General features: G+C 63.4%; 13 protein-coding genes and 1 pseudogene. 8 read left to right on the top strand and 6 right to left on the bottom strand.

Features of this window, described 5'->3' with window-relative positions:
• Positions 1-4: 4 nt before the first annotated feature.
• The 4 genes from hpaD to J2X62_RS01735 are packed head-to-tail and all read right to left on the bottom strand — an operon-like array spanning position 5 to position 4,936.
• Positions 5-1,156 carry a 3,4-dihydroxyphenylacetate 2,3-dioxygenase gene (gene hpaD, locus J2X62_RS01750; protein WP_057473875.1) on the bottom strand — a complete coding sequence of 384 codons (1,152 nt, stop codon included), beginning with the start codon at positions 1,154-1,156 and terminating at the stop codon, positions 5-7.
• A gap of 45 nt (positions 1,157-1,201) precedes the next feature.
• Positions 1,202-2,734 (bottom strand): 5-carboxymethyl-2-hydroxymuconate semialdehyde dehydrogenase, encoded by a 1,533-nt coding sequence (gene hpaE / locus J2X62_RS01745; RefSeq protein WP_032393251.1) that lies wholly within the window; start codon positions 2,732-2,734, stop codon positions 1,202-1,204.
• Between the two features lie 37 nt (positions 2,735-2,771).
• A complete protein-coding gene (locus tag J2X62_RS01740) occupies positions 2,772-3,443 on the bottom strand; it encodes a GntR family transcriptional regulator (RefSeq protein ID WP_032385579.1) in 672 nt (223 codons plus the stop codon).
• Positions 3,440-4,936 carry a fumarylacetoacetate hydrolase family protein gene (locus J2X62_RS01735; RefSeq protein ID WP_310176748.1) on the bottom strand — a complete coding sequence of 499 codons (1,497 nt, stop codon included), beginning with the start codon at positions 4,934-4,936 and terminating at the stop codon, positions 3,440-3,442. Before J2X62_RS01735 ends, J2X62_RS01740 begins: the two co-directional genes overlap by 4 nt.
• Before the next feature lie 127 nt (positions 4,937-5,063).
• Here J2X62_RS01735 and J2X62_RS01730 point away from each other — a divergent pair, with 127 nt between their 5' ends.
• The 6 genes from J2X62_RS01730 (at position 5,064) to J2X62_RS01705 (ending at position 13,289) form a co-directional block, all read left to right on the top strand.
• On the top strand, positions 5,064-6,989 hold the full coding sequence (locus J2X62_RS01730) for an FAD-binding monooxygenase (protein ID WP_094693321.1): 1,926 nt from the start codon (positions 5,064-5,066) through the stop codon (positions 6,987-6,989).
• A complete protein-coding gene (locus tag J2X62_RS01725) occupies positions 6,986-8,458 on the top strand; it encodes an NAD-dependent succinate-semialdehyde dehydrogenase (RefSeq protein ID WP_310176743.1) in 1,473 nt (490 codons plus the stop codon). Before J2X62_RS01730 ends, J2X62_RS01725 begins: the two co-directional genes overlap by 4 nt.
• A gap of 227 nt (positions 8,459-8,685) precedes the next feature.
• Complete coding sequence (locus J2X62_RS01720; protein WP_032393386.1) at positions 8,686-9,273, top strand: TetR/AcrR family transcriptional regulator; 588 nt, start codon at positions 8,686-8,688, stop codon at positions 9,271-9,273.
• Between the two features lie 140 nt (positions 9,274-9,413).
• Positions 9,414-11,372: a primary-amine oxidase gene (locus J2X62_RS01715; RefSeq protein WP_094693325.1), complete on the top strand. Its 1,959-nt coding sequence runs from the start codon at positions 9,414-9,416 to the stop codon at positions 11,370-11,372.
• Positions 11,365-12,804 (top strand): APC family permease, encoded by a 1,440-nt coding sequence (locus tag J2X62_RS01710; RefSeq protein WP_230074053.1) that lies wholly within the window; start codon positions 11,365-11,367, stop codon positions 12,802-12,804. Before J2X62_RS01715 ends, J2X62_RS01710 begins: the two co-directional genes overlap by 8 nt.
• Positions 12,801-13,289 carry a hypothetical protein gene (locus J2X62_RS01705; protein WP_052053760.1) on the top strand — a complete coding sequence of 163 codons (489 nt, stop codon included), beginning with the start codon at positions 12,801-12,803 and terminating at the stop codon, positions 13,287-13,289. The genes J2X62_RS01710 and J2X62_RS01705 overlap by 4 nt, the downstream gene beginning before the upstream one ends.
• A gap of 376 nt (positions 13,290-13,665) precedes the next feature.
• Here the strand turns inward: J2X62_RS01705 and J2X62_RS01700 are convergent.
• Together J2X62_RS01700 and J2X62_RS01695 are read right to left on the bottom strand one after the other, a co-directional pair.
• A pseudogene (locus J2X62_RS01700) lies at positions 13,666-15,063 on the bottom strand (LLM class flavin-dependent oxidoreductase); the annotation flags it as partial.
• Between the two features lie 69 nt (positions 15,064-15,132).
• Positions 15,133-15,420, bottom strand: a complete 288-nt coding sequence (locus tag J2X62_RS01695; RefSeq protein WP_179274124.1) for an antibiotic biosynthesis monooxygenase — start codon at positions 15,418-15,420, stop codon at positions 15,133-15,135.
• A 300-nt stretch (positions 15,421-15,720) separates the two neighbouring features.
• Between J2X62_RS01695 and J2X62_RS01690 the strand changes: the two genes are divergently transcribed.
• Both J2X62_RS01690 and J2X62_RS01685 read left to right on the top strand, forming a co-directional pair.
• A complete protein-coding gene (locus tag J2X62_RS01690; RefSeq protein ID WP_179274127.1) occupies positions 15,721-17,013 on the top strand; it encodes an alpha/beta hydrolase family protein in 1,293 nt (430 codons plus the stop codon).
• A complete protein-coding gene (locus J2X62_RS01685; RefSeq protein WP_310176728.1) occupies positions 17,010-19,577 on the top strand; it encodes a DUF2156 domain-containing protein in 2,568 nt (855 codons plus the stop codon). The genes J2X62_RS01690 and J2X62_RS01685 overlap by 4 nt, the downstream gene beginning before the upstream one ends.
• Positions 19,578-19,625 lie beyond the last annotated feature (48 nt).

Raw genomic sequence — 19,625 nt, 5'->3', positions numbered from 1 at the left:
GTTACTACAGCTGTGCGCCGAGCTTGAACTCGCCCTTCTTCCAGTCCGGCATCTCGTCGGTGTCCTCTTTGCGGGTGTACGAGAAGCCGTCCGCCCCGATGGTGACGGCCATTTCGGAATCGTCGGTCCGCGCGATGACCGGTTTGGGGTTGCCGTCGAGATCCAGGACGATCGAGGCGTCGGTGTACCAGCTGGGGACCACCGGGGTGCCCCACCAATCGCGGCGCTGGTTGTCGTGCACGTCCCAGGTGACGACCGGGTTGTCGGGATCGCCGGTGTAGTAGTCCTGGGTGTAGATCTCGATGCGGTGTCCATCCGGGTCGCGGAGGTAGAGGTAGAAGGCGTTCGAGACACCGTGCCGTCCCGGTCCGCGCTCGATGTGGTCGGACATCCGCAGGGAGCCGAGTTTGTCGCAGATCGCGATGATGTTGTGCTTCTCGTGCGTGGCGAAGGCAACGTGGTGCATCCGCGGTCCGTCGCCCCCGGTCATCGCGGTGTCGTGCACGGTGGACTTACGACGCATCCAGGCCGCGTACGTCGTCCCGGCCTCGTCCTGGATGTCTTCGGTGACGCGAAAGCCGAGATCCTCCATGTACGCCACGGCGCGGGGGACGTCGGGGGTCACCTGGTTGAAGTGGTCCAGACGCACGAGCGCGCCCGGGGTGTACAGGTGGTAGTGCCACGCGAGCCGCTCGACGTGCTCGACGTCGTAGAAGAACTCGTACGGGAAGCCGAGAGGATCCTCGACGCGCACCGAATCACCGATGCCCTTGTTGTACCCGTTGGGGTTTCGTTCCACGCGGCAGCCGAGTTCGGTGTAGAACGCGACGGCTTTGTCGAGATCCTCCGGGCTGCGTACCCGATAGGAGAACGCTGCTACACCGGCGACAGGGCCCTTGCGCAGGACCAGGTTGTGGTGGATGAATTCCTCGAACGAGCGAAGGTAGACGGCGTTCTCGTCTTCCTCGGTCACGACGAGGTCGAGTACGTCGACGTAGAACTTGCGTGAACGCTCGAGGTCGGTGACGACCAATTCCATGTAGGCGCAGCGCAATACATCCGGGGGAGTGGCCCGCGGGGTGGGAACCGGGTCGGCCGAGCGGATCGGGCTGGTGCGCGTCACGACGGGCTCGGGGGCATCGGGGGTGATGGTCATGTCATGGTCCTTGTCGAAAGGTGAAGGGAGTCGGTGCTGTCTGCGTCAGTGCTTGGCTGAGTCGGCCTTGCCGAAGGTCGGGTTGTGTACCTCGCCGAGCGTGATGTGCACGGCCTGCTGCTGGGTGTAGAAGTCGATGGAGCGGTAGCCACCCTCGTGCCCGAGCCCAGAAGCCTTGACCCCACCGAACGGGGTGCGTAGGTCGCGGACGTTGTTGGAGTTGAGCCACACCATGCCGGCATCGATGGCCTGGGCGAAGTTGTGCGAGCGCTTGAGGTCGTTGGTCCAGACGTATGCTGCGAGACCGTATTTGACACCGTTGGCCAATTCGAGAGCTTCGTCGTCGGTGTCGAACGGAGTGATCGCCACGACCGGTCCGAAGATCTCTTCCTGGAAGATGCGGGCGTCGGGTGCGACATCGGCGAACACCGTCGGGGTCACGAAGTTGCCCTGCTCGAAGCCTTCGGCCCGGCCGCCGCCCGCAACGAGGCGGGCTTCGGTCTTGCCGATCTCGATGTAGCTCATCACCTTGTCGTAGTGCTCCGGGTGTACCAGCGCGCCGACCTCGGTCGAGGGATCGTGCGGGTAGCCCACCTTCACGCGCTTTGCTTGTGCGGCATAGCGTTCGACGAATTCATCGTAGATGGACCGTTCGACGAGGATGCGGCTGCCCGCGGTGCAGCGCTCCCCGTTGAGGGAGAACACACCGAAGATCGTGGCGTCCACTGCTGCTTCGAGATCGGCATCGGCGAACACGATCGCCGGGCTCTTTCCGCCCAGTTCCATCGACAGGCCCTTGAGGAAGGGCGCGGCGTTGCCGAAAATGAGCTGACCCGTGCTGGATTCGCCGGTGAAGGAGATCAAGGGAACGTCGGGGTGCTTGACGAGCGCGTCGCCTGCGTCTTCGCCGAGGCCGTTGACAAGGTTGAACACACCCTCGGGGAGGCCGGCTTCCTCGAAGATGCCCGCCCACAACGATGCCGACAGGGGAGTGAACTCGGCGGGCTTGAGGACGACGGTATTGCCGGTGGCCAGTGCTGGGCCGAGCTTCCACGATTCGAGCATGAACGGGGTGTTCCACGGGGTGATGAGGCCGGCGACCCCGATGGGGGTGCGATTGACGTAGTTGATCTGCCGTCCTGGGACCTTGTAGGTGTCGTCGGCCTGAGCGACGATGAGGTCTGCGAAGAAGCGGAAGTTCTCGGCGGCGCGGCGAGCCTGACCGAGTGCCTGGGTGATGGGCAGGCCGGAGTCGAAGGATTCGAGTTCGGCCAGCCGGGCGTCGCGTGACTCGACGATGTCGGCAATGCGGTGGAGGATCCGGGAGCGCTCGCGCGGCAGCATGCGCGGCCACGGGCCTTCCTTGAAGGCTTTCTTGGCGGCCTCGACAGCGCGGTCGATGTCGGCCTTCTTGCCGGCGGCGGCCTGCAGGTAGACCTCATTGGATACCGGGTCGAGAACGTCGAAGGTGTCGCCGTCGATCGAATCGACGAACGCACCGCCGATGTAGTGCTGGATCTTGCTGGGAAGGTCGGTGGGGACGTGGCGTTGTGCCTGTTCGGCGACAGTGTTCGTCATGAATGCTCCAATATCGGGATCGGTTGTCTGATCTGACTCAGTAGGCCGGTAGGCCGATGGTTTCGTCGGGGTGCTCGTGGACCAGGTAAGCGTCGAGCGTTGCGGATCGGTGTCGTCGAGCCGCCTTCTCGATTTCGCCGAGGGGCGCACCGATTTCGATGAGCCGCACGATGTTTTCGTGTTCGTGCACCGATTCACGTGCGCGACCGGGAACGAACGCGAACGTCGATGCGCGCAAGTGTCCGAGACGGCCCCACTCGGCTTCGACGAGTGTCAGCATTCGCGGGTTCACGCATTTCGCGAACAGAATTTGGTGGAACTCCTTGTTCAGCGACGTGAACAGGTGCGGATCGAAATGCTCGAGGGACTCGATCATGCGTTCGTTCACGGCACGGGCTTTCCGAATGTCGTCCTCCGACAATCGGCGTGCGGCCATGGCAGTGGCAGCGCCCTCGAGAATGCTCAAACTCTGCATGCTGTAGCGATATTGGGTGTCGTCCACCATCGACACGTGGGCACCGACGTTCCGCTCGAACGTCACCAGACCTTCGGCCTCGAGTTGTCGGATCGCCTCACGAACCGGAACGACACTCATGTCGAGATCCTTCGCGATCGAGCCGAGTACGAGGCGGTAGCCGGGCGTGTATTCCTGCCGCGCTATCCGGTCCTTGATGTAGTGGTAGGCGGCCTGCGATTTGCTCTGTGTCACTGGGAAACTCCCTGATCCATACGCCACTGCTCGTACTTGCTCTTCCACTCCGCATTCGGTGGGAAGAGCCCGTCGAGTGGATGTCCGGCCGCGACTTGGTCGGCAACCCACGCGTCCTGCTCTTCCTGAGCGAGCGCCTCGTCGACCACTTCCTCGGCCAACGCCGGCGGAATCACGATCACCCCGTCGCTGTCGCCGACGATGACGTCGCCGGGCTGTACCGTCGCTCCACCGCAGGCGACGGTCAGGTCGAAATCCCATGGGACGTGGCGGCGGCCCAACACTGCGGGGTGGGCGGTCGCGGCGAACACAGGGAGGCCGATCTCGGCTACGGCGTCGCGATCGCGGACTCCTCCGTCGGTCACGACGCCGACGGCGCCGCGGGATCGGGCACGTAGGGCGAGGATGTCACCCAGAGTGCCGGAGCCGAGTTCGCCGCGGGCCTCGATGACGATGATCTCGCCGTCGTTCACGGCGTCGAACGCTCGTTTCTGGGCGTTGTAGCCGCCGCCGTGGGAGACGAACAGGTCTTCGCGGTTGGGTACGAACCGCAGTGTCCTGGCCGTTCCGACGATCTTGTCGCCGGTATTCAGTGCGCGAACACCGTCGATCGACACGTTGTTCAGTCCCCGCTTACGAAGCTGGGCCGACAGACCCGCCACCGGTACCCGGGTCAGTTTGTCTCGTAGCTGGGGGCTCAAACCTGTTCGAGGCGGGGTGATTCCGGCCGCCTCGGCCGAGCCCCACGCGTCCTCGCGCTGCGCATCGTCTGCCGCCGGCAGAGAGCCGAGCCCTGGGTCGAATTCGTTCTCGCCCTGGGTGACCGTTGTGATCAACCGGCCGGTCGACGACGAATCGTCGATCGTGCTCACCTCGACCTCGACGACGTCGCCGGGAACGACGACCGACGAGCCGGCGGGTGTACCGGTGAGGATGACGTCGCCGGGCTCGAGGGTGAAGTGCTGCGACAGGTCGGCTATCAATTGGGGCAGCGTGAAGATGAGGCCGGCCGTGGTGTCGTCCTGGGCCACGGTTCCGTTGACCCACGTCCGGATTCGCAGTGCAGTCGGGTCGACCGAACGCGCGTCGATGACGTCGGGTCCCAGGGGTGTGTACCCGTCTCCGCCTTTGGAGCGGACGTTGGATCCCTTGTCGTTGGCGCGCAGATCGTAGAGGCCGAAGTCGTTGGCGGCCGTGATGCCCGAGACGTGGTTCCAGGCGTTCTCTGTCGTTACCCATCGCGTTGTCGACCCGATGATCAGGGCGATTTCGCCCTCGAAAGCGAGAAGTTCGGTGCCTGCCGGCCGCTCGACCGTGTCGCCCGTCGACGCCACAGAGCTTGTCGGCTTGAGGAAGTAGGACGGATGAGCCGGGCGGCGACCGCGCTGATCGGCTCGTGATGCATAGCTCAGATGCACCGCGACGATCTTCCCGGGCCTGGTCAGTGAGTTGTTCGACTCGATGACGGCAGCATCGTGGCTCTCGGTCTTCATGTTCCTCCTCGATTGCGACCCTTGCATCATATCTCAGATCGTATACGATGAGTGACGCAGATCGCAATGAATACCGTCGGTGCTACACAGCACTCGAGCACACGAGAGAATCGGCGAAGGTCCAGCAATGCAATTTCACCACCATGGCTACGTATCCGGTGACCCACGCGTCCAGCAAGCATCGGGGACCGGTATCGACCGGCCGGACGAGCTTCCGGAGTACGTCGATGTGCTCATCGTCGGCACCGGTCCGGCAGGAATGATGACCGCCGCACAGCTTTCCCAGTTTCCCGACGTGACGACGCGCATCGTCGAGCGCCGCACGGGACGTCTTGCGATAGGACAGGCCGACGGGATTCAGGCTCGTAGTGTCGAGACCTTCCAGGCGTTCGGATTTGCGGATCGCATCACAGCAGAGGCATATCGAATTACCGAAATGGCCTTCTGGAAGCCCGATCCCGAGGATGCCTCGAAGATCGTGCGCACTGCGCGGACGCCCGACGACGCAACCGGCATCAGTGAATTCCCTCATCTGATCGTCAATCAGGCTCGCGTCCTGGATTACTTCGCCGAGGTCATGGCTCTGTCGCCTACTCGAATGAAGCCGGATTTCGGCTACGAATTCTGCACTCTGGAGATCGGGGATGGCGACTACCCGGTCACGGTCACACTGGAGCACACCGGCGGCGATCAGGTGGGGCAGAAGCGAACGGTTCACGCCAAATACGTCGTCGGCTCCGACGGTGCACGCAGCGCCGTGCGCGACACGATCGGATGTAAGCCGGTCGGAGACAAAGCGTTCCATGCCTGGGGTGTGATGGACGTTCTTGCTGTCACCGATTTTCCCGACATTCGCCTCAAGTGCGCCATCCAGTCCGGCTCGGGCGGGAGCATCCTGCACATTCCACGCGAGGGTGGTCACCTGTTTCGCATGTACGTCGACCTCGGGGAAGTTGCCGAGGACGACAACGGCAAGGTGCGCACGACCAGCATCGACCAGATCATCGCGCAGGCCAACGAGATTTTGCATCCCTACACCCTCGATGTGAAAAATGTTGCGTGGCATAGCGTCTACGAGGTCGGCCACCGCGTGACCGACCGCTTCGACGATGTACCGGCCGACGAGGTCGGGGTGCGTATGCCGCATGTCTTCATCACCGGCGATGCCTGCCACACCCACAGCGCCAAAGCGGGTCAGGGAATGAACGTGTCGATGCAGGACGGGTTCAACCTCGGCTGGAAACTCGGGCACGTACTCGAAGGCCGCGCGCCCGAGAGCCTGCTCGCAACCTATACCGCCGAACGCCAGGTCATCGCGCAGAACCTGATCGACTTCGACAAACAGTGGTCGGCCATGATGGCGAAGCGCCCGGAGGACTTCGACAATCCGTCCGAGCTCGAAGAGTTCTACGTCAAGACCGGAGAATTCCCGGCCGGCTTCATGACCGAGTACCGGCCGTCGATGATCGTCGGCGATACCACCCATCAGAATCTGGCCACCGGATTTCCGGTGGGCAAGCGTTTCAAGTCGGCACCGGTGGTGCGAGTATGCGATGCCAATCCGATGCATCTCGGTCATCATCACCGTGCAGACGGACGTTGGCGGATCTACGTTTTCGCTGACGCGGCCGCCGCCGGCCTTCACTCGGCCAGCGTGGCGTTGACCGAATTGTCGTCGTGGCTCCTCGAATCACCCGATTCGCCGATCGTGCGGTTCACCCCGCAGGGCACCGACATCGACAGTTTCTTCGACGTCAAGGTGATCTACCAGCAGGACCACGCCTCGGTCGATATCGGCGCGGTGAATCCCGTGTACCTCCCCGTCGGGGGTCCCTTCGGACTCGTCGACTACGAGAAGGTCTTCGCGACCGATCCCAGTACCGACATCTTCACCGAGCGCGGAATCGATCGCGACGGCGCAATCGTGGTCGTCCGGCCCGATCAGTATGTGGCACAGGTTCTTCCACTTAGCGCAACCGACGAGCTGGCGACGTTCTTCGCCGGAAACATGCTGCCGCGCACCACGGCCTCCACCCCGAAGGAACTGGTATGACCGATCTCGAGAAGAAGCTCCTCGACTCCGTCCCGAACGAACTGTTCATCGGGGGACACTGGCGCGGGTCGTCTTCGAACACAACTCTGGCGGTACATGATCCGGCAACGGGGGAGGTCGTTCGTGACATCGCCGACGCCACCCCCGAGGACGGGATGGCTGCGCTCGATGCGGCAGTCGCCGCTGCCGACTCGTGGGCGTCGACCCCCGCGCGTGAGCGAGCCGAAATTCTGCGACGTGCTTTCGACCTCGTGCAGGCTCGAAAGGAGGACTTTGCGCTCCTGATGACCATCGAGATGGGCAAACCGTTGGCCGAGGCCAGGGGAGAGGTGGCGTACGGAGGCGAGTTCCTGCGGTGGTTCAGCGAGGAGGCCACCCACGTCCAGGGTCGGTACGGCGCAAACCCGGAGAACACCGGGCGGATGTTCGTCACTCAGCATCCCGTCGGTCCGTGTTTTCTCATCACGCCGTGGAACTTCCCCCTGGCCATGGCAACTCGTAAAATTGCCCCTGCTCTGGCTGCGGGCTGCACTGTCGTGGTCAAACCGGCTGCGCTCACTCCGTTGACGACTCTGCTCCTGGTGAAAATTCTGCAGGAGGCAGGCCTGCCCGACGGCGTAGTCAACGTGGTCACCACCTCGTCCTCGTCGGCGGTATCCGGCCCGATCATTGCCGACCCCAGATTGCGGAAGCTGTCGTTCACCGGTTCGACTCCCGTCGGTCAGGCTCTGCTGCGTCAGGCCGCCACCGGGGTTCTCCGTACCTCGATGGAGCTCGGCGGTAACGCCCCGTTCGTGGTGTTCGGTGACGCCGATCTGGACAAGGCCGTCGACGGAGCCATTGCCGCGAAGTTCCGCAACATCGGTCAAGCCTGCACGGCGGCAAACCGTTTCATCGTGCACAGTTCGATAGCAACCGAGTTCGCCCGGCGAGTCACCGAACGAGTCGACGCCTTCGGCGTCGGGCGAGGTACCGAGGACGGGGTGACGATCGGTCCGCTCATCGACGGCAAGGCCGTGGCCAAGGCCGAGGAGCTGGTCACCGACGCCGTGCAGCGCGGCGCAACGGTCACCACCGGCGGCGCAGCGATCGATCGGCCCGGGACTTTCTTTGCCCCTACGGTTCTGACCGACGTTGCCCCGGGTAGCGAAATCCTGCATGAGGAGATATTCGGTCCGGTACTCGCGATCGCGACTTTCGATACCGACGACGAGGCAGTCTCGCTGGCGAACGACACCGAGTACGGGCTCGTCTCGTACGTCTTTACCGAGGACTTCCGTCGCGGCCAGCGCATGATCGAGCGTCTGCAGACCGGAATGATGGGACTGAACGTTGGTGTGGTGTCCAACGCCGCGGCACCGTTCGGTGGCTGGAAGATGTCGGGTCTCGGACGTGAAGGTGGAGCCGAAGGCATCCATGAGTATCTGCAGACCAAATACACACTGACCCCGTCGCCCTTCGCAGACTAGACACGCCGTTGTGGGGGTCTCGGACCCCCACAACGTGTGTTCGCAGTGAGGATCCGGTAACGCGAAATTCACAGCGCCAACCAGGATTCGTAACGCAGGAGGAGCAATCTTCTTTCAACGGGCGTAGAACAACGAACCGTTCACCGAGAGGAGGTAAAGCGTGAGTCGAGACTTGCGACCGTCGACCGGCGCGTCGGGCCCGCCCGGTGAGCCGTTACCGTGGCCTCATGCCCAAGCTGGTCGACCACGATGAACGCAGGCGAGCCATCGCTGCGGCCACGTGGCGGCTGATCGCGGCAAAGGGGATCGACGCCGCGAACATGCGCGACATCGCTACCGAAGCCGGCTACACGAACGGCGCGCTGAGTCACTACTTCTCAGGCAAGGACGAGATTCTCAGAACCTCGTTCGAGCTCGTCTTCGAGGCTACGAACGCCCGGATCGACGCGCGAATGCGTGACGCCAAAGGTCTCGCCGCGCTTCGCATCTTCTGTCGGGAGATCATGCCGACGACGCAAGAGACGCTGCTCGAAGCCCGTATTGCGATCTCTCTGTTTCAGCGGGCGATGTACGACGAGCGGATGGACGAGATCAATCGCCGTGCATTGAGTCTGTGGCGTGGGCAGATGGCCGGTCACCTCGAGGATGCACGTGCGACAGGCGAGGTCGGCGACATCGATGTCGCGGTCGTCATCGAGCAGTTGCTCGGCATGATGATGGGCGTACAGCTCCTCGGTGTTCTCACTCCATCGGAGAGTTCTGCGAAGATGCAGTTGGCGATGCTCGACAACTTCCTCGCGCTGCTGCGTTCCTAGCGCCCGCGCTCACTGGCTCGATGCCAGAAATTTTTCGGATCGTCTTTCGAATGTGATCTGTACAGCCGTTACCCACAGGTGTAGCGTCCGTCACATCTTTTTTCCAACGTATGTAGAACCAACTTACTCGAGGACTGTTCATGCCGACTCTTTCTCCCACAAGAATCGATCACCCTCTGGCCTTGCCCACCGCCGAAGAGATCGCGGACGTACGTGCCGTCCTCGATGACGCAGGACTGCTGGGTGAGCACACCCGCTTCGTCTATGTCGGTCTGGAGGAGCCGCTCAAGTCGGAGCTGTACCCCACTGCGGCGGGTATCGACCGCCGCTTTCGTGCCTTGCTGCACGACGTCTCCACGCCGAACGCCGTCGACGTCGTCGTATCGGTCACCGAGCGAGCGGTCGTGTCGTCGGTGACTCTCGACGCAATCCGTGACGGCCAGATGCCGGTACTCGACGAGGAATTCGGACTCGTCGAAGAAACGCTGCGAACCGATCCCGAATGGTTGGCTGCGCTCGAGCGCCGTGGTCTCGATGTCGACCACGTCCGAGTGGCACCGTTGTCGGCCGGCGTCTTCGACTACCCCGGCGAGGAAGGGCGAAGGATCCTGCGAGGCTTGGCATTTCGCCAGGATTACCCGACGGATCACGCATGGGCGCATCCCATCGATGGCCTGGTCGGGTTCGTCGACGTCATGAACAAGACGGTCGAAAAGGTGCTCGACACCGGAGTGGTGCCGATCCCCGAGGAGTCGGGCAACTTCACCGATCCCGAGGTCACCGGTCCGATGCGCACGACGCAGAAGCCGATCGAGATCACCCAGCCTGAGGGGCCGAGTTTCGAGGTCACCGGCAATCTCGTCGAGTGGGAGAAGTGGAGCCTTCGCGTCGGTTTCGACGCCCGAGAGGGCCTGGTGTTGCATCAGATCGGCTTCGACGACAAAGGGGCGACCAGGCCGATCATTCACCGCGCATCGATCGCGGAAATGGTTGTTCCGTACGGTGATCCATCACCGGTCCGCTCCTGGCAGAACTATTTCGATACTGGTGAGTACCTCGTCGGCAGGTACGCCAATGCCTTGGAGCTCGGGTGTGACTGCGTCGGCGACATCACGTACTTCGACGTCGTCATCGCAGACGAGCTGGGTAATCCGCAGACGTTGAGAAACGCGGTCTGCATGCACGAAGAGGACTTCGGCATCCTGTGGAAGCACACCGACCTGTGGGCCGGTTCGAATGAGACGAGACGTCAACGTAGACTGGTCATTTCGTTCTTCACCACCATCGGCAACTACGATTACGGCTTCTTCTGGTACCTGTACCTCGACGGCACCATCGAATTCGAGGTGAAGGCAACCGGTGTCGTGTTCACCTCCGGTCATCTCGGAGACGACTACCCGTACTCCTCGCAGATCGCCCCGGGTCTCGGCGCTCCGTGCCATCAGCACCTGTTCAGCGCGCGGCTGGACATGATGGTCGACGGTGCCGTCAACTCGGTGGAGGAAGTCGAGACCAGACGCGTCCCGATGGGCCCGGACAACCCGCACGGCAACGCTTTTGCTCTGTCCACGACTCCACTGACGACCGAGGCCGAGGCCGCTCGCTGCGCGAACGGATCCACGGGACGTGTATGGCACATCAGTAACCCGGATTCACTCAACCGACTCGGTAAGCCTGTCGCATACGTGTTGCATCCGGAAGGTCAGCCATTGCTGCTCGCCGACGACAATTCGTCCATCGCCAAACGTGCCACCTTCGCCACCAAACACCTGTGGGTCACGCAGTTCGACGCGGCCGAGCGCTACGCGTCGGGAGACTTCGTGAATCAGCATTCCGGCGGAGCAGGGCTGCCCAGTTACGTGGCCGATAACCGGGACATCGAGGGCAAGGACATTGTCGTATGGCACACGTTCGGCTTGACCCACTTCCCGAGACCGGAGGACTGGCCGATCATGCCGGTCGACTACACCGGCTTCAAACTCAAGCCGGTCGGCTTTTTCGACCGGAATCCGACGCTCGACGTCCCCGCCTCGACCTCGGCACACTGTGCGCCGTCGAGCACCCCGTGCCATTCTACGAACGGAAGCTCCCATGTCTGACACACGAGACGGAAAGCTGAAGGGCTCGATCGGCGTTGTCGGCATCGTCTTCCTCGTGATCGCAGCCGCGGCTCCGCTCACCGCGATCGGCGGTGCACTGCCCATCATGATCGCGACGGGCAACGGCGCGGGTGCGCCCATGGCATACATCGTCGCGGCAGTGGTGCTGCTGGTGTTCAGCGTGGGGTACGCGGCAATGAGCAGCCACATGACCGACACCGGCGCGTTCTACGCATACGTCGGAAAGGGTCTGGGCGAAAACGTCGGACTCGGAGCGGCGGGACTCGCATTGCTGACGTACACCGCAATACAAGCGGGAATCTACGGACTGGCGGCGTCCACGTTGCAGGGACTCGTCGTTTCCTACGGCGGCCCGGACCTACCGTGGTGGCTGTGGGCGCTGGTGCTCATCGGCACCGTCTCGGTGCTCGGCTACCGAAGCATCGATCTGGGCGCGAAGGTTCTCGGTGTTCTGCTGGTACTGGAAATCGGTATCGTGCTGGCGTTGTCGGTGGCGGTGTTCGCTCAGGGCGGTGCCGACGGTATCGACGTCCAGTCGTTCACGCCGGACGCGTTCCTGTCCGGATCTCCTGGAATCGCGCTGATGTTCGCGATCGCGTCGTTCATCGGATTCGAGGCGACCGCGATCTACGGCGAGGAGGCCAAGGACCCCAAGCGGACGGTGCCGATCGCGACGTACGCCGCGGTCATCGTCATCGGAGCCGTGTACGCGGTGTCGAGTTGGGCGGTCGTGCTGGCATTCGGTAGCAACTCGGTCGCCGACGCGGCCGCCGCGGATCCGGCGGGTCTCACCTTTGCCGCGGCCGCACAGTTCCTCGGAGCGACGTGGTCGGACATCATCCAAATAATGCTCGTGACAAGCCTTTTCGCAGCACTACTCGCCTTCCACAACGCGATCTCACGGTACGTCTTCGCGCTGGCAAGACGAGGCGCAGCGCCGAAAGCACTGGCGCGGACACATGCCCGACACGGATCGCCACATGTGGGCTCGATCTTCCAGACTCTCTCGGCCGTTCTGGTGGTCGGAGTGTTCGCATTGGCGGGCGCAGACCCGATACTTCAGCTGTTCACCTGGATGTCCGGATTGGCGACAGTGAGCATTCTGGTGCTGATGGTCCTCACCGGAGTTGCGATCTACACGTTCTTCGCCCGAACCCGAGTCGACTCGCGGACGTGGCACACGAAGATCGCCCCCGTGCTCGGAACCCTCGGGCTCCTCGTCGTTCTCGGGCTCGTCCTCGACAACTTCACTCTGCTCATCGGAGGTTCGTCCACGATCGCTGCGATCCTGCTGCTCATCGTTGTGGGATTCTTCGTCGCAGGTCTGCTGCGGGGTATCTCCACTCGCCGTTCACGATCGACCGAGGCTTCTCGGGCGATCGAGCACGAACCCGGCGAGCTGGCCCAGTGAGCGCCGCCGACGCGCTGATGGCCGCCGGCGCTGTCGGCGCATTTCTCCCTCTGGTGACGCAGCGCGCGATGTCACGTTCGATGACGATCGCGCACGGCTCCATGGCCGTCCTGATGGTGGTCATGGTGGTGACCCATGTGCCGCAGTGGATCTACCTGATCGCCGCCCTCGGATTACTGGGCCAGGCGTTCCACATGGTGGGGTGTACCAACGGCAGTCGAGCCAGACGACTGTGCACCGTCGACCTCACCGCCATGGGCGCGCTGCTGCTGGCGATGCCGAGCTCGGGCACCTCGGGGGTTTCGTCACTGGGTCACCACCACGCAGCGAGCAGTACGCAACTGCCTTGGGGGCCGGCGATCGTACTCGTGTGTTGGCTTGCAGCAACCACTCTCGTGGCCATCTCGGACCGCCCGCAGGCGAGAAGGGGAGCGACAATCGGTTCGGTGCTGATGATCCTCGGGATGACACCGATGGCAGTGTGACAATGCCATCGGTGTCCGAGATCCCGCTGGGTCAGGCAGTGAGCAAGGATTTGACTGCGAGCAGGTCCACCTGACGGATGGTCGGGGGCTCGGCCAGAAGCTCCTGCTGGCGTTCGCGGAGCGACTTCACGATGCTGCCGTGCAGGTGGTCTTGGCGTCCGTCCTCGTCGGGGAACGTGTCGTAGATCGCGAACGTGTTCTCGCTCAACTTGATTGCATACCAGGTTGTGGTGCCCGGCTCGTCGAGTGCGTGGGCGTGCATCTCGGTGAGCCAGTTTTCCAGGGCGTCTGCCGTGTCGGGTTTGGCGGTGAGGGTGACCAGGAGTCCGACATTGCGGGGTGCGACGCGAATGGTCGTCGGCGGGGCCGGACGGGGACCCGTCGTCGCGGCGGGCCGAAAGGCCGCGCCGGGATGGTCGTCGCGCAGACGGGGCTGCCCCAGCACCAGTTCACGCAGGGAGGTGGGTTCGGTGCGGTTGGTGTCGGGAATCAATCCACGGCGACGGAGTTCGGGGGTGATCAATTCTCCGAAGTCGCGAAACGTTTCGAAGTTGGTGACGCGAGCGATGTTGAAGCCATCGACATCGGCGATCTCGATCCACTCCTCGAAGTGATCGACGATCGTCTTCGGTGAGCCCACGATGCTCGCGCTCATGCCGCCCACGCACAGCCACTCCGCCAGTTTGCGTGGTGTCCATACCAATTCGCTGTCGACCCGAGTGAGCATGTCGCTGAACGCACGGATGCCGTCGCCTCGGAACTGGTCCAACGGCTTGTCGGGGTCGGCTCCCGAGAGATCGACTCCGGTCCATCCGCCCCACAATGCCAGAGCGGCGTCGACCTGGGCGTGCTTCTGAACCTGCAGCAGTTTTTCGTGCGCGGCCTCGTCGGTCTCGGCGACGATGGGGGTCAGCATCATGATGATCTTCAGGCTTCGCGGATCGCGTCCCTGCTCGGCGGCCAACATGCGGTACTGGTCGACGATGGGGCGAACGTCGTGGGGGTTGACTCCGACGAGGAAGACCGCTTCGGCGTGCTTGGCGGCGAATTTGCGCCCCCGGGCCGACGCCCCGGCCTGGAACAGGAACGGCGTGCGTTGCGGGGACGGTTCGCCCAGATGCGCACCGGGAACGGTGAAGTACTTACCGGCATGGTCGATGTCGTGCACCTTGGACGGCTCGGTGTAGACGCCACGAGCGCGGTCGCGCACCACCGCGTCCTCTTCCCACGAGCCCTCCCACAGCTTGTAGCAGACCTCCATGAACTCGTCGGCGATCTCGTACCGTTCGTCGTGCGAGATCTGCTGCGTCAGGCCGAGATTGACTGCTGCGCTCTGCTGGTAGGACGTCACGACGTTCCACGCCACACGGCCTTTGGTGAGGTGATCGAGTGTCGTCATGGTCTTGGCGAACTTGTACGGCAGCTCGTAGGTGGACGAGACCGTCGCACCGTAACTCAGCGTCTTCGTCGCCGCGGCCATGGCCGAGATCGTCAACAGCGGATCGGCTACGGGTGCCTGTGCAGCGGTACGCAGTGCGGCGTCTCGGTTGCCGCCGTACACGTCGTAGAACCCCAGGACGTCGGCCAGGAAGAGGATGTCGAAACCCGCCGCTTCCAGCGTCTGCGCTAATTCCACCCAGTACTCGATATCGGTGTAGCGGTGGGTCTGATCATCGGCGTCGGTCCACATGCCGGGGTTCTGGTGCACCACGCACGCCATGTCGAAAGCACTCAGTACCAGCTGCTTGCGTGCGGTGTCGGGCCCTGCGTTCATGTTCGGCTCTTTCGATCAGCGGGTCGGAGTACTGGGGTGAACCTGCTGCTCATCGCAGGTCGGTCGACATCAGACCTTGGCGGCGAGCACGTCGAACGACTGCACCGACGGCGCGTGCGCGAGCAGATCGTCGGACAGTCGGGTGAGCACCGGATGGCCGTCCTGGCCGAGGGGCGCCTTGCTTTCGGACGAACCGAAGATTCCGAACTCGGTGTTGGTGATTCGATACGCGTACCACGTCGCGGTCTGCGGATCCCGCGCCACCGATCCGAGTGCTTCGCCCAGGATCGCGGCGACCTCGTCCTGCTTTCCCTCTCGTGCGACCAGGTGGATCAGAGTTCCGTTGTTGAGCGCCATGCGGTGCGACTGTCCTCACTGTTGGGCAGACCGACGTCCACCACGAATCGAGCATCGTTACCGAAGCTAACCCGTCCGAGTCCGTGCAGCGACGGTTCGAATCACCCTGATTCGAAGCCTGGCCAACGGTCGCCGAGCGTGCGAGACGCGATTGGTGGGCGCGCGTGTGCGCCGACCGACGGCCATATCGATCGAAACTCCCGCCGATCGGCGGGGACGGAGCAGACCTTCGGTGGATGTTCTTCGGCCGCGGCCGACACCAGGATCGAAGGACAGGAAGTCGATGATCGGAGTGGCCGGGTGCAGTGGTTCGAGGACGTGTCGTTGATCGACGGTTGGCTTGTGCCGGTCCTGTGGGGCATCGCTGCGGTGGGCGCGATCGCGCTGCTGGCCGTCAGGTCGGCGTGGTACGCGCAGGTCGTCGTCCCGATCGTGGCGGCAACGGCCGCGGTCGTGACCGGCGTCGGTTACGTCGTCATCGAGCATTGGTGGCATCCGTTTCCGGACAGACTGCCCTTCGTCGTCTACCTGTGGGCCGGTGTCGGTGTAATGGCGGTCGGCTTGGCGGTGTACCGCTCGCTTGCCGGTCGCAGCATCGGGACCGCGGTCGTCGTGGTGCTCGCTGCTTGTGCGGTGCTCGTGCAATCGGCCGCTGCCGTCAACGGGTACTTCGCCTACTTTCCGACTGTCGGCGCGGCTGTCGGGACCAGTCGGGTGAACGAGATCCCGTTGCTGTCGTTGCCGGCGCACCATCGGGAGCCCGTGCCCGTCGCACAGTGGCAGGACCCCGGTGGTCTACCGGCAGGCGGATCCGTCGTCACCACCGACATAGCCGGTCGGACATCGAGTTTCTCGGCCCGTCCCGCAAAGATCTACCTGCCGCCCGCGTATTTCGCGGCCCGTCGGCCGTCGATGCCGGTATTGGTCCTACTGGCCGGCCAGCCCGGCAGCCCGGGGGACTGGCTGCGAAGTGGAGGGTTGGTGAAAACGATGGACGCCTTCGCCGCTCGTCATTCCGGGCTCGCACCCGTCGTCGTGGTTGCCGACGGAACCGGGTCGACGCTCGCCAACCCTCTGTGCGTCGATTCTCCGCGAGGAAATGCTGCGACGTACCTGGCAGTCGACGTACCGGCGTGGGTCAGAACGTTCCTTCAGGTCGACAACTCCGCGTCGTCCTGGGCGGTGGGTGGGCTGTCGTACGGCGGAACGTGTGCACTGCAGCTGGCGACCAACTATCCGTCGGTGTTCCCGACGTTCCTCGATATTTCCGGTCAGGCCGAGCCGACGTTGGGCGGCGATCGTCGACGCACTCTCGACGCAGTCTTCGATGGGGACGCAACGCTTTTCGAGAAGGTCAATCCCCTGGACAAGCTGCGGACGAATTCGTACGCGAACAGCGGTGGTGTCTTCGTGGTGGGGGCGTCCGACAACGACAACAAACCGGGCTTGCAGGCGCTGTACGAGGCGGCCCGGTCATCGGGGATGCAGGTCTCGTACCAGGAGATTCCGGGCGGACACGACTTCCGGGTGTGGTCGGGCGGCTTGTCGAGCCAAATCGATACCATCGCAGCACGATTGGGAATATCCCGATGAGTACGGGAATCGAGCCGCGTCCCGAGATCGTGCGTGCGTCGACCGCCCTGGCCTGCGCCGCAAAAAGGTGGACTGCGGGCGCGCCGATCACGATCGTGATCGCGGCGACGACTGCGGTCGCGACCGTGACGGTTCACGCTCTGACGGCCGATCCGGACTTCGTGGAACACCATCTGAACCTGAGCATTTCGGCGCTCTCGCAGATGCATTGGTGGACGCTGCTCACTTCTGTGGTCGTCGCACCGAATTTCCTCGTGCTCTCGCTGTCCGTCGTGCTGTTGCTCCTGTGTGGGGTGCCGTTGGAACGACACATGGGCTCGGCCAAGTTTCTGGCGGCCGTCGGAATCGTTGCCGTACTCGGGGCCATTGCCGGACTGAGCCTTGCCGTCTCGGTCGATTCGTTCGACGAGGACTGGGGCAGTCGGCTCGGCACGTCCGTGGTGTTCGATCCGGCGGCGTGGGTCGCTGGGGTCGCCATGGCAGCGAGTGCATCGATGCCCGTCCTGTGGCGCCGCAGAATTCGCGTGGGTCTGCCGGCCGCTGCGATCGTGCTCGCGCTGTTCCACGGCGGGTTGTCGGATCTGGTGGGGCTGGCATCCATCATCGTCGGACTCGCGGTCGGCCGGGTGATGTACGGCCCAGTCGATCCGGAGGACGCGGTGGCGGGGACGCGCCGCGAGAGCCGCTTGCTGGTAGCGCTGATCGTGCTGGCAAGCGCGCTGGGCCCGGTGCTCGCGCTCGTGTCGAACGATGCTGCCGGTCCGTTCGGGGTCCTGGAGGCATTGCTGCGGGCCGATCCGTGGACCGCCGAGGAAGTACGGGCGGTCTGCAGTTCGGCGGCCCAGAGTTCCGAATGCCGGCAGGGATTGTTCGCCTTGCGGTTCGATGGGCTCGGGTTCACGGTGCTCGCCGTCGCACCGTCCCTGTTTCTCGTCACGATCTGCGACGGCCTCCGGCGGGGCAGGCGAGCGGCATGGACGTCGGCTCTGATCGCGCAGCTGTGTCTGACGGCATCGGCGGTCCTCAACGTCGCTCAGTTGCACGAGTCCTGGTCCGAATTGTCCGATGCCGGTGTGCAGCTGGACGGTTCGTATCTGATCCGGGCGGCCGCGCCGCTGTTGACCCCGGTAGCGGTGGCTCTGGTCCTCGCCTTCACCCGATCGTCCTTCACGATCGCCTCGCCGAACGGAGCTGCACGATCGGCATTGCGATCCGTCGGTCTGGCGCTGCTCACCTTGGGCACGCTCTACGTCGCCACGGGATCGATGTCGGCGCGGACGATCGCATACGTTCCCGAACTGGCCGTCGACTTCGTTCAACGCCTGATTCCCAGCGTGTACCTGCAATGGTTCGAGCCCGCTCTGCTTGCCGGGGAGTTCGTTCCGTCCTGGATGTACCAGTGGATCGGCGTCGCGTTCTGGGTGACGCTGTGTGCGACCGTCCTGGCGATGTTTCTGCGGCCCACCTACGACGACGAGCCGGACGATGCTCGGCGGGCTCGCGACATCCTCGTGCGCAGCGGTGGGTCGAATCTGTCGTGGATGTCGACCTGGAGCAGCAACAATTATTGGTTCACGCCGGACGGAAACAGCTTCGTGGCCTACCGCGTCGTGGGCGGCATTGCGTTGACCACTGCCGGCCCGGTCGGACCGAGACAAGACCATGCCGCCGCGGTACGCGCATTCGCGGACTTCTGTTCCGACAACGGGTGGACACCGTGCCTGTACTCGATCTCGGCTGACACCCGTCGCGTCGCAGATGCATTGGGCTGGAACTCCGTTCACGTGGGGGAGGAAGCCATCCTCGACCTCACCTCGCTGAAATTCACCGGTAAGAAATTCCAGGACATCAGGACGTCGTTCAACCGAGCGACGAAATCCGGAATCGCTGCCGAGTGGACAGCGTATTCCGACGTATCACCGGTGATACGCGATCAGATTGCGGCCATTTCCAGAGAGTGGGTGGCGGACAAAGCGATGCCCGAGATGGGGTTCACTCTCGGTGGATTGACGGAGATGAAGGATCCGGACGTCCGATGCCTGATAGCCATCGATGCCGATCGAACGGTGCACGGTGTCACATCCTGGTTGCCGGTGTATCGAGACGGAGAAGTGGTGGGATGGACGCTCGATTTCATGAGGAGACGATCGACGGGATTCGGACCGGCAGTGGAATTCCTCATCGCGTCGGCAGCCGTGTCGTTCGCGTCGGAGGGTTTCGAATTCGTGAGCTTGTCCGGCGCACCACTCGCCAAAAGCCCGCGAACGATCGAGGCCGACGGTCTCTCTGCGACAGTATCGAGCCCGGACCCGGTGGAGAAGCTCCTCGATGCCGTCGGCCGAGCACTCGAACCAGTCTACGGATTCAGGTCTCTGCTGGCATTCAAATCCAAGTTTCAGCCGCGGTACGAGTCCATGTACATGAGCTTCCCCGACAGTGCCGCACTTCCGGGTATCGCCAATGCGGTCGGTCGTGCGTATCTACCGCGAATGACGTTGAGCCAGAGCGCACATCTGATGTGGACTGTCGCTCGCTCCCGGGCAACGAAACGCGACCGGCAGTGAGGCCACCCGCCGACAGGATCGACTGTGTCCGGCCGAGAAAGAACGAGG

The sequence above is a fragment of the Rhodococcus sp. 3258 genome (assembly GCF_031456475.1).
In the GTDB taxonomy this organism is placed as follows: Bacteria; Actinomycetota; Actinomycetes; order Mycobacteriales; family Mycobacteriaceae; genus Rhodococcoides; species Rhodococcoides fascians.
The sequence above is the reverse complement of the archived record's forward strand: the minus strand, read 5'-3'. Positions and strand labels throughout refer to the sequence as shown.